This is a genomic window from Halomonas sp. ML-15 (assembly GCF_014779595.1).
Taxonomy (GTDB): domain Bacteria; phylum Pseudomonadota; class Gammaproteobacteria; order Pseudomonadales; family Halomonadaceae; genus Franzmannia.
Genome location: NZ_JACXZT010000019.1, coordinates 1,361,610 through 1,371,989 on the forward strand (window position 1 = coordinate 1,361,610; position 10,380 = coordinate 1,371,989).

General features: G+C 66.8%; 10 protein-coding genes. 7 read left to right on the forward strand and 3 right to left on the reverse strand.

What is annotated here, in order from left to right; genetic code table 11:
- Positions 1 to 11: 11 nt before the first annotated feature.
- Positions 12 to 1,337 carry an NAD(P)/FAD-dependent oxidoreductase gene (locus IEI94_RS18045; RefSeq protein WP_191168641.1) on the forward strand — a complete coding sequence of 442 codons (1,326 nt, stop codon included), beginning with the start codon at positions 12 to 14 and terminating at the stop codon, positions 1,335 to 1,337.
- A 58-nt stretch (positions 1,338 to 1,395) separates the two neighbouring features.
- Here the strand turns inward: IEI94_RS18045 and IEI94_RS18050 are convergent, their stop codons facing one another.
- Complete coding sequence (locus IEI94_RS18050) at positions 1,396 to 2,070, reverse strand: zinc metallopeptidase (RefSeq protein WP_191168642.1); 675 nt, start codon at positions 2,068 to 2,070, stop codon at positions 1,396 to 1,398.
- Between the two features lie 116 nt (positions 2,071 to 2,186).
- Between IEI94_RS18050 and hemP the strand changes: the two genes are divergently transcribed.
- From hemP to IEI94_RS18080, 6 genes are all read left to right on the forward strand, one after another.
- The gene (gene hemP / locus IEI94_RS18055; protein WP_191168643.1) at positions 2,187 to 2,360 is read left to right on the forward strand and encodes a hemin uptake protein HemP; all 174 of its coding nucleotides are present in this window, start codon (positions 2,187 to 2,189) and stop codon (positions 2,358 to 2,360) included.
- Between the two features lie 90 nt (positions 2,361 to 2,450).
- Positions 2,451 to 4,433, forward strand: a complete 1,983-nt coding sequence (locus tag IEI94_RS18060) for a TonB-dependent receptor domain-containing protein (protein WP_191168644.1) — start codon at positions 2,451 to 2,453, stop codon at positions 4,431 to 4,433.
- Positions 4,434 to 4,449: 16 nt separating this feature from the next.
- Positions 4,450 to 5,490 carry a ChuX/HutX family heme-like substrate-binding protein gene (locus IEI94_RS18065; protein ID WP_191168645.1) on the forward strand — a complete coding sequence of 347 codons (1,041 nt, stop codon included), beginning with the start codon at positions 4,450 to 4,452 and terminating at the stop codon, positions 5,488 to 5,490.
- Positions 5,487 to 6,353, forward strand: coding sequence for a heme/hemin ABC transporter substrate-binding protein (locus IEI94_RS18070; RefSeq protein ID WP_191168646.1), 867 nt, complete (start codon positions 5,487 to 5,489; stop codon positions 6,351 to 6,353). The genes IEI94_RS18065 and IEI94_RS18070 overlap by 4 nt, the downstream gene beginning before the upstream one ends.
- Positions 6,350 to 7,378 (forward strand): FecCD family ABC transporter permease, encoded by a 1,029-nt coding sequence (locus IEI94_RS18075; protein ID WP_191168647.1) that lies wholly within the window; start codon positions 6,350 to 6,352, stop codon positions 7,376 to 7,378. The genes IEI94_RS18070 and IEI94_RS18075 overlap by 4 nt, the downstream gene beginning before the upstream one ends.
- Positions 7,379 to 7,386: 8 nt before the next feature.
- Positions 7,387 to 8,145, forward strand: a complete 759-nt coding sequence (locus tag IEI94_RS18080; RefSeq protein ID WP_191168648.1) for an ATP-binding cassette domain-containing protein — start codon at positions 7,387 to 7,389, stop codon at positions 8,143 to 8,145.
- Here the strand turns inward: IEI94_RS18080 and IEI94_RS18085 are convergent.
- Together IEI94_RS18085 and IEI94_RS18090 are read right to left on the reverse strand one after the other, a co-directional pair.
- Complete coding sequence (locus IEI94_RS18085; protein WP_191169654.1) at positions 8,140 to 9,183, reverse strand: App1 family protein; 1,044 nt, start codon at positions 9,181 to 9,183, stop codon at positions 8,140 to 8,142. The two genes, IEI94_RS18080 and IEI94_RS18085, sit on opposite strands and share 6 nt — an antisense overlap.
- A gap of 172 nt (positions 9,184 to 9,355) precedes the next feature.
- Positions 9,356 to 10,380 (reverse strand): elongation factor 1-alpha C-terminal domain-related protein (locus tag IEI94_RS18090; protein WP_224750186.1); only part of this gene is annotated, 1,025 nt, incomplete at its 5' end.

A 10,380-nucleotide genomic window follows, 5' to 3' on the forward strand; every position in this document is an offset into this window, starting at 1 on the left:
GGAGAAGCCCCATGCCGGCTCCATTGTTAACGATTTCATCCACGCCGGATCTGCCGGAGCGCGCCGATGCCGTCGTCATCGGCGGCGGCATCATCGGCGTATGTGCCGCCTATTACCTGGCCCGCCAGGGCGTGAGTGTGGCGCTGATCGAAAAGGGCCGCATCGCCGCCGAACAGTCCAGCCGCAACTGGGGCTGGTGCCGCCAGCAGAACCGTGACGCACGCGAACTGCCACTGTCGACCAAGAGCCTCGAGCTGTGGGAAGAGATCAGCGCCGACCTCGGCGAGGACCTCGGTTTCCGCCGTTGCGGGCTGTTCTATCTGTCCGATAGCCAAGCCGAGCTGGATGGCTGGGCCAAGTGGCGCGACTTTGCCATCACCCAGGGGGTCACGACCCATATGCTGAGTGCCGCCGAAGCCTCCGAGCGCGGCGCCGTGACCGGCAAGCCCTGGCTGGGGGGCGTGTTTTCGCCCACGGACGGCATCGCCGATCCGGCGCGGGCGGCACCGCTGATCGCCAAGGGCATTATCAAGCATGGCGGTTCGATTCATCAGTTCTGCGCGGCACGCGGGGTCGAAACCGAGGCCGGAAGCGTCTCCGGGGTGGTTACCGAGAAGGGCGTGATCAAGACCACGCAGGTGGTGCTGGCCGGCGGCGCCTGGGCCTCCTCCTTCTGCCGCCAGCTCGGCATCCGCTTTCCGCAGGCCTCGGTGCGCTCCTCGATTCTCTCGGTCATGCCAGGCGCCAAGGGCTTGCCCGATGCACTGCACACGGCAGAGGTCACGGTCACCCGGCGGGGAGACGGCGGCTATACGCTTGCCACCTCGGGGCGCGCCTGCCTGGATCCGACGCCGCAGCAGCTCCGCTTTTCCACGCATTTCCTGCCGATGTTCGCCAAGCGCTGGCAACTGCTCTCCCCCGGCGACCTACAGGGCTGGCAGTCCGGTCACGAAACGCGCAGGAAATGGGCGCTCGACCGGCCCACGCCGATGGAGCGGGTCCGCATTCTCGATCCGCGCCCATCGGAGCGGATCCTGAGGGAGACTCTGGCCCGTGCGCGCTTGCTCTTGCCTGCCCTGGGCAGCGTGCCCGTTCAGGCCGGCTGGGCCGGTTATATCGACAGCACCCCCGACGGCGTGCCAGTCATCGACGAGCCGGAGAATCTGCCCGGCTTCCTGCTGGCAGCGGGCTTTTCCGGCCACGGCTTCGGCGTCGGCCCGGGGGCCGGACGCCTGATCGCTGAAATGGTCACCGGCAAGCCCCCCTTCGTCGAGCATCACCAGTACCGGCTTGCGCGTCTAAACAAGAGCGTCTGGGGCAAGGTCTCGGAGTTTTGAGGAGAAGCCGACTCCGTAGCGGCAGAAACCGCAGCTGACGCCCAAGCAAGCAGGACCGTCAACGCCTGAGGATCACCAGCCATCTGCCCAGATTGAGCACGCTGGCCAGCGACGCCGCCACATAGGTAAAGGCGCAGGCGGTCAGCACATGGCGGGCGGCGGGCATATCGTAGGGCGGGATATACTGCTTGAGCAGCGGCAGCGCGCGCTGGAAGCTGGCATCGAACTCCACCGGCAGGGTGATCAGGTGTACCAGCGCCGCGGTGCCGAAGCTGATCAGCGCCGCCAGTACCACCAGCAGCATGCCGCCGGGCAGCCGGGTAAGGATAAACAGGAAGGGCGCGGCCATCATCAGCACCGCCCCCACCTTCTCGGCGTGCTGCGCCACTCCCACCAGGCGCGTACGCGCCAGCAGCGGCGCATAGCCGCGGGCGTGCTGGATGGCATGCCCCACCTCGTGGGCGGCCACCGTCACCGCGGTCAGCGAGCGGCCATCGAAGTGATCCGGCGACAGCCGCACCTTGCGCGCGCTGGGATCATAGTGATCGCCATGCTCGGTCACCTCCACCTCCACGCCTTCGATGCCCAGCCGCTCGAGTAGATGACGCGCCAGCTCCCCGCCGGTGCCAGGGTAGTCGCTGCGCGGCCGGGCGTGGCGATTGATCACCCACCGGGCCCAGACGTTGGGCAGCAGGAACAGCGCTGCCAGTACCACCACTGCGATAATTACCATCTCGACATCTCCCTGCTACCTCGAGAGGCCAACGCGCCTTGACGCAGGCCACATAAAAAACAATAATTATTCGCGTTTAGGAATGAGCCGTATATGCCGTATCCACAAGGTGAGCCATGACATCCCCCCGTACACCGTCGGCGGCTCCCGCTTCCCACCGCCGCCAGACCACTAGCCGCATATCCAGCCAGCAGCTGCTCGGTGAACAGGGCCTGCTGATCATCGAGCATCATGGCAAGGAGTACCAACTGCGCGTCACCCGCAACGGCAAACTGATTCTGACCTCGTAAGTCGACCATACAACCGAACCCGCCAGCCAGGTAGCCATTCGCCACCCAGCCAGCCGCCTCTCCTGACACACGCAAGGGAACCTCAGGAACATGAAGCGAGCATTGAGCTGCAGTGGCGCCCTGGCAATCCTCTGTTTGCCGCCGCTGGCCGGCGCCGACACCACCCCAGAGACCGCCGAGTCGGACCTTCCGTCGCTGGTGATCACCGGCACCCGTACCCCGGTAGACAGCTTCCGCGCGCCGTTGATCATCGACACCCTCGATCGCCACGACCCCACCCTGTCCACCGCCTCGCGACTGGAGGATGCGCTGGGCGGCCAACCTGGGTTGACCGTCGCCGGCCAAGGCCGCCGCAACGGCCAGACCATCAGCATGCGCGGCTTCGACCGCAACGGCGTACTGGTACGCCTCGACGGGGTGCGTCAGGACATCGATACCGGCCATCTGGGCAACGTCTTTGCCGACCCCGCGCTGCTGCGGGAGATACAGATCGCCCGCGGCGCGCTCTCCAGCCTCTACGGCAGCAACGCCATGGGCGGCGTCATCAGCCTCGAGACGGTCGACGCCGATGACCTGCTGCGCCCCGGCGAGTCGAGCGGTGGGCGTCTCTCGCTGCGCGGCGCCACCGCCAGCGATGAGATCGGCGCCACTCTTAGCCTGTTCGGCAAGACCGATACCGCCAACGGCGAGCTCGACGGCCTGCTGGCCGTGGGCCGCAGCGAGTCGGGGGATATTCGCCGTGCCGGCGGTCAGGCCGCCCCCGACGATGCCAGCCTCGACAGCCTGCTGGCCAAGGGTGGCTGGCAGCTGAGTGACGACCACCGGCTATTCGCCCAGTGGCAGCACTACCGCGAGGATGCCCACCAGCCGGGTAACCCCCAATCCTTGGAGCCCAGCGACGGCACCCTGCGCGACCGCACCACCACCAGTGATAATCTTCAGTTCGGCCACCGCTGGACGCCGGCGCCGACCACCCAGCTCGACAGTCGCTTGACCCTGAGCCGCCAGAATATCGACGAACCCCAAGCCGAGCGCACCCAGCAACGCCTCGGTGCGCAGAGCGACGGCTACCACCGTTTCGACCACGGCTGGCTGAGCCAGACCCTCGCCTTCGGCGCCGAAGCGACCACCGCCACCCAGCGCCCCGGCAAGCAAGCGAGCGGCTTCCCCCGCGCCGATATCGACACTGCGGCACTCTATCTCGATGACACCCTGGCGGTGGGCCGCTATCTCGACGACGGCGGCGCCGGGCGTTTCGAGCTGGGCCTCGGCGCCCGCTACGACCACTACCGCGCCGAAGATGCCGAAGGGCGCGACAGCGATGAAGGGCGACTCTCCCCGCGGCTACGCCTCAGCTGGTCACCCAGCGATAGCCTGATGCTCTATAGCGGTTACGCCGAGGCGTTCCGCGCCCCGACGCTCTCCGAGCTCTACGCCGACCAGCGCCACTTCGCCGGCTTCTGCCAGGGCCCCTTCTTCTGCGTCCCGGACAACTACTGGGTGCCCAACCCCGACCTCGGTCCGGAGACCAGCAAGACCTGGGAGAGCGGCTTCGCCTGGCGCATCGGCGACTGGGGGCTGCGCGCCAGCTACTTCGACACCCGTGCCGACGATTTTATCGATACCGAGGTCGATATCATGGCTGGCACGACCCGTGCCACCAACGTCAACCGCGCCCATCTATGGGGCTACGATGCGCGCCTGCAGTATCGCCCCAGCGATCTGCCCATCGACGCCTTCGTCGGCCTCTCGGAGGTCAGCGGTCACGACCGCGATAGCGGCGAAGCCCTGGGCTCCCTCACCCCCCTCGAAGCCCTGGCGGGCCTCGACTACCATCTGGCCGATAGCGACCTCACGCTCGGCTGGCGCGGCCGTTTCGCCCGCGCCTACGACAAGGGCGATGAGCCGCAGCCCGGCTATGGCCTGCACGACCTGCAGCTCGCCTGGCAGTTCTCACCCGCCCTCTCGACCTCGCTCAGCCTGCGCAACGTCGCCGACAAGACCTGGTACCGCCCCGACGGCAATCTCGGCGATGGCCGCAGCCTGCTCGCCAACCTGAGCCTGCAATGGTGACCCACAGGAGATGCCCATGAACGCTCAACAACAGGCTATTCTCGAGGCCTTCGATGCCGCCCGCAGCGCCTCCCCCCGGCTGCCGGCCATATCCATCGCCGAGCGCCTGGCGATCAGCGAAGGGGAGCTTCAAGCCGCCCGGCTGGGCCGCGATGTGACCACCCTGACGCTAGCGCCTGCCGAGCTCGCCGCCGAGCTATGCCGGCTCGGCCGGGTCAAGGCACTGACCCGTTCCAGCGCTACAGTGCTCGAACAGCAAGGGCAGTACCCGCCACTCACCAGTGCCGGTCTGCTGCTCGATCCCGGCGGCCTCGACCTGCGCCTGCAGCTGCAGCGCTGGCACTGGGCCTGCCTGATTCGCGACCCGCTCCCAGACGCCAGCGGCGCCACGTCGCTGCGCCAAAGCCTGCAGATCTTCGACTGTCATGGTCAGGCGCTGCACAAGGTCTTCTCGCTGGAGCCGACCCCACCGCGAATCTGGCAGCGGCTGGTGGCCAGCGGTAACCATACCGCGCCGGTATTCACTCGCCTGGCGCTGCCCAGTGCCCGTCCACTTCCTCAGGCACCAGGTCTCGAGGAGGAGTGGTCGCGGATGCGCGATGTGCATCAGTTCTTTGCCCTGCTACGCCGTCACGGCCTTCAGCGTCATGAAGCCAACGCTCTGATGGAGGGGCGCTTTACCCGGCGCCTGGCATGCCATAGCGTCGAGGGCATCCTCAACGGCGCCGCCGATCAACGGCTACCGCTGATGCTATTCGTCGCCAGCCCCGGCGCCGTGCAGATCCGCACCGGCGTCACCCCTGCCCCGGTGCGTAAGCGCGGCTGGCTCAACCTGTTTGGCGACGACTTCACGCTGCACCTCGACGATGGCCGCATCGAACGGGTCTGGCAGGTGCACAAGCCCAACCGCGACGGTGGCGTTACCAGCCTGGAGGCGTTCTCCTGCGATGGCGAGCTGCTGTTGCAGCTGTATGCCGAGCGCAGTGAAGGCCGCGCAGAACGACAGGCATGGCGAGATTTATTGGCGCAACAAGCCGGCCTTGAGGCGGCAGCATGAGAGCCATTTTACTGACGCTGCTGGTCGGCTGGTCGCTGGGGGTGCTCGCAGACGCCCCTCGCACGGCAGTGATCGGGGGCGATCTCGCGGAGATCATCGCCGCCCTGGAGGCCGACGACAGCCTGATCGGACGCGACGATACCAGCCAGTACCCGCCATCGCTGGAGACGCTACCGTCGGTGGGCTATTTGCGCCAACTCTCTGCCGAGGGTGTGTTGTCGCTGCGGCCCGAGCGGCTGGTGGTGAGCAGCCAGGCCCAGCCTCGCGAAACCCTTCGCCAGCTGGAGTCGAGCGGCGTCGAGGTGGTCACGATCAGGGCCCAGCAGCGCCTCGAAGAGATTCCCCTCAAGGTCGAGCAGGTCGGCGATGTCATGGGTCGAGAGGCACAGGCCGAAACACTCAATGCCACGCTCGAGGAGCAGTTGGAAGCGGTGGCGGCCCTGCCCCGCCTCGACCAGGGGCCGGCCATGTTTCTACTCAGCCACGCCGGCACCTCGCCAATGGCCGCTGGCCACGGTACCGCCGCCGATACGGCGATACGCGCCGCCGGGCTCGACAACGCCTTCGCCGGCATGTCGGGCTACAAGGTGGTCAGCGGCGAGGGACTGCTCGGCGAGGCGCCGAGCAGCGTGATCGTCACTCGCTCTGGGCTCGAGGCGCTGGGTGGCAGCGAAGCACTCTGGCGACTACCCGGCCTGTCGATGACGCCGGCGGGCGAATCGCGGCAACTGGTCATCTGCGATGATCAGGCACTGCTGGGCTTCGGGCCCAGGACGCCGAGTGCGATTCTTGCCCTGCACCGAGCCTTCAGCAGCGAGCCGCCAACAGGCGACGATGCACTTTGCTGGCGACACGCCCCATGAGCCAGTCGACGCCCCTCTTCGCCCAGCGCCCACCTACCCCGCGAAGCACCTCCAAGCGTGCGCTGAGCATGCTGACGGTGGCAGTGATCGTGGCACTGCTGACGAGTGCCATGAGTGGTCAAATCGGTCTCTCGCCGCGGGTGCTGCTGGGCAGCTGGCCAACGCCGCTGGAGTGGCAGATCTGGTGGCAGCTGCGACTGCCCAGGCTGCTGCTGGCCGCCCTGGTCGGGGCCATGCTGGCCAGCAGCGGCGCCGCCATGCAGGGCATGTTCCGCAACCCCCTCGCCGACCCCACGCTGCTCGGCCTGGCCAGTGGCGCCGGCCTGGCCGTGGCGATCTGGATCGTACTCTTCGATGCCGCCGGCCCCTGGGGGCTCTATGGCCAATTCGTCGCCGGCTTTCTCGGCGCGCTCGGCGTCTGCGTGCTGGTCTTCGCCCTGGGTGAGCGCCAGCGCGGCGACAATATGCTGTTTACCCTGCTGCTCGCAGGCCTCGCCATCAACACCCTGGCCGGCGCGCTGGGTGGGGTGCTGGCCTTCGTCGCCAGCGATGAGCAGCTGCGCCAACTTAGCCTGTGGGGCATGGGCAGCCTCTCCCATGCGCTGTGGAGCGCGGCGCTGGGTGCCCTGCTGGGCATCCCTCCGGCGCTGGTCTGGCTGCTGCGCAGCGCCCGGGATCTCGACCTGCTGCAGCTCGGTGAACTCACCGCCCACGCCGCTGGGCTCGATGCGCCGCGGCTTAAACGCCGCGTGGTACTGGCCACAGCGCTTGGTGTAGGTCTCTGCGTGGCACTGGCCGGCATCATCGGCTTTCTCGGGCTTCTGGTACCGCATTGCCTGCGGCTGTGGCTGGGACCCGGCCATCGCCTGCTACTGCCCGCCTCGATGCTGGGCGGCGCCCTGCTGCTGATCGTCGCTGACACCCTGGCACGCAGCCTGGCGAGCCCCGCCGAGATTCCGGTCGGCTTGCTGACCAGCCTGCTCGGTGGCCCCTACTTCCTGTGGCTGTTACTCAAACGACGCTGAGGCCCCCTATGCTGGAGCTATGTGATGCGGGATTCCGCAGCGTGCCGACCATCAGTCCCCTTGACGACCGCATCGAAGCCGGAGAATTGCTGGCTATCGTCGGTCCCAACGGCGCCGGCAAGAGCACGCTGCTGGGCCTGCTGTCGGGATTTCGCTCAGCCGAGACCGGCTGCGTTCACCTCGACGGGCGGCCACTCGCCGACTGGACGCCGCTGCGCCTGGCCAGACGCCGCGCGCTGGTAGCGCAACGCCTCGAACTGGGCTTCGACTGGCCGCTAAGGGAGCTGGTCGCACTGGGCAGCGAAGCCGATTCTGGTGACGTCTATCGTGCGCTGGACGCCCTCGACCTGCTGCCGCTGGCTGACCGAGGCATGCTGTCACTGTCCGGCGGCGAGCGCCAGCGTGCGATGATCGCCAGAGCGCTATGCCAACTGGGCAGCCTGAACACGACTGGCGGAGATGGCGGGCTGCTGCTGCTCGATGAACCCACCAGCGCGCTGGATATCGGCCAGCAGCAGCGTCTGATGCGACTGCTCAGACGACTCGCCGAAACCCGCCGCATGGCCATCTGCTGCGTGCTTCACGACCTCAATCTGGCCGCGCGTTTCGCCCATCGCGTATGGCTGCTTGAACACGGGAGGCGCATTGCCAGCGGCACACCCGACGAGGTGCTCAACGTGCAGCGGCTCGAAAGCGTGTTCAACGCCCAGCTCGAACAGCTTCAGGGCGAACAGATCAGCACGCCGGTACTGGCGCTGCGCTCATAGCGCGGCCTCTTGGGAGGCCTCGCGCACCATCACCAGATCGGCCTGGGAAATCAAGCCATGCTGGTGGGCGTGGGCGGCGATGGTGGCGCTATCCGCCGCCAGCACCAGACTACAGTCGCTGTCGGCGATCTCATCGCGCAGCCGCTGGATGGCCCGTTCGCGATCGGGTTTGCGGTCGACGCGACGAATGTAGATCGCCTTCACCCGCCCCGGATGCTCCTTGACGATGCGGGTATAGACCTCGGGATCGTGCTGGCCGCTGTCGCCGATCAACACGCAGGGCATATCATCCATCTGTGCCAGCATGCGGGTGATCAAGTCGTGCTTGTGATCTTCGGCGCGCCGCGGCCAGGGTTTCCGCCAACTGATGCCCCACTCACGCAGAAACAGGATCGGCCCCACCGGGATACGGTTGAGCTGGAAGAAGGCTTCGAGCATCTCGTAGATGCACCAGGGTCCGCGGGACACGTAGAGAATCGGGCGTTTGGCATCGCCCTCGGCGCCCCGGTGCAGCGCTTGATAGAGGCTGGCGACGCCGGGAAAGGCAGTGCGACGCTCGGCCTGCTGGACGAACAGCCGATGCAGCATGCGCAGCTTGTCGGCCACCCCGGTATACATCACGGTATCGTCGATATCGCTGATCACCAGCAGGTCGGTGTTCGGCGGCGGAATATAGACGCCAGCACGGCAGTGGACGCGCTCCCCGGCGTGACTCACCGCCAGGTCGGCCACATGCCACGACAGGCCCTGGGGCAGCGGCGTCTTGAGCGGCAGGTGAATCTCGAAGTAGCCGTCGCGGTCGGTGGTCACCACCATGCGATTGGTGCCCAGTTGAACGTCCACCTCGGCGTTCGCCATGCCGCGGCGCTCGATGCGGCGCACGATATCGGCGATGTCGCGCAGCATGCCGTGGTGAGGGATGATGCGACTCAATGCCGATTGGCGAAACACCCGCCCCATCAGAAAGGCTTCTCGCTGCGAGCCGTAGCCGCGATAGGGATGCACCACTACCCCACCGCGACCACGGTCGCGTTTCATCGGTTTGGCCAGGATATGCAGCAGGCGGCGCACGAAGTGCGGTCGTGATGGTGACGGCTCGCTCACGAGACCTCCCTATCCCGATATGCACGGGCCCCTGCCGGGCCACTTGCGTGCCCGGCAGGAGAGACGTCACCAGTGTGCGGCAACCAGTCCCTGGGTCAAGCGCCGATCAGCGCCCCAGCAGATCGCGCAGGTCCTTGGCTTCCCAGTGAGGGAAGTGCTTGCGGACCAGCGCATTGAGCTCAAGCTCGAAGGCCTGCCAGTCGGTCTTGCCGGCCCGCGCTGCACCAGCTTTCGACGTGCCGCGGATCATCCCGGCACCCACGGTCACGTTGCTGAGCCGGTCGACGACGATAAAGCTACCGGTGCCGGGGCTGGTGCGATAGTCGTCCACCGGCACGTCGCTGGTCAGCTCCAGCTGGCAGCGTGCGATGGCGTTGAGCTCGAGCCGCTCGGCGGCGAGATGCTCGAGGCTATTGACATCGATCTGGTAATCGATGGAACGCACCTCGCCGGAGAGATCGCGGGTCGCCAGCTTGATATCGTAGAGTTTGCCCGGCGTAAGGGAGTCTTCGTGCATCCACACGATATCGGCTTCGAAGGCGTTGGAGCTGGGCACCTCGGCATCCTCGGCGACGATCCAGTCGCCGCGGGAGATGTCGATCTCGTCCTCGAGCGTGACGGTGATTGCCTGGCCGGGATAGGCGGCCTCGAGGTCGCCGTCGAAGGTGACGATGCGTTCGACCGTGCTGGCCTTGCCGGAGGGCAGCGCCTTGATGCGCTGCCCGGGGCGCAGGATACCGGCGGCGAGAGTGCCGCAGTAGCCGCGAAAGTCGAGGTTGGGCCGGTTGACGTACTGCACCGGCAGACGCAGGTCAGAGAGGTTCTGGTCACGACTGATCTCGACGCTCTCGAGCAGTTCGAGCATGGCCGGCCCGGCTTCGCCGCCGGCATCGCGGTACCAGGGCATGCGCTCACTGCGGTTGACGACATTGTCGCCCTCCAGCGCCGACATCGGCACGAAGCGAATATCCGGCGCCTGCAGATTGCCGGCAAAGGCCCGATAGTCGGCGACGATCTCATTGAAGCGCGCCTCGGAGAACTCCACCAGGTCCATCTTGTTGATCGCGATCACCAGGTGCTGAATACCCAGCAGGTCGGCGATAAAGCTGTGACGGCGGGTCTGGGTCTGCA